Here is a 297-nt window from a genome sequence, read left to right on the forward strand (position 1 = left end):
CGACGGAGATAAGCTCGAAAACACCTCTTTCATATAGTTCACATGCCAAAGCGGTTTTACCACTTGCAGTAGGTCCCATTAAATTGATGACCGGCAATTGATTTGACATGTACAACTACTCTCCTAGAGCAAAAAGTTTATCTAATTGAGCCAATGGGAATGCACGCAAAGTTGGACGACCATGATTACATTGACTTGCAAATTCGGTTTGTTCCATTTGACGAAGCAATACATTCATTTCAGACAAACTTAATAATCTATGCTCACGAACAACTCTATCACACACACTCACTGCCA

1 protein-coding gene and 1 pseudogene are annotated in these 297 nt (G+C 40.1%); both read right to left on the reverse strand.

Annotation, left to right across the window (positions count from 1 at the left end; all coding sequences use genetic code 11):
- A pseudogene (locus A6M14_RS00870) lies at nt 1-109 on the reverse strand (tRNA (adenosine(37)-N6)-dimethylallyltransferase MiaA); the annotation flags it as partial.
- A gap of 6 nt (nt 110-115) precedes the next feature.
- A partial coding sequence (locus tag A6M14_RS00875) for a hypothetical protein (RefSeq protein ID WP_152872890.1) occupies nt 116-297 on the reverse strand: 182 nt, incomplete at its 5' end.

The organism is Acinetobacter portensis, from assembly GCF_009372215.1.
Classification (GTDB): Bacteria; Pseudomonadota; Gammaproteobacteria; order Pseudomonadales; family Moraxellaceae; genus Acinetobacter; species Acinetobacter portensis.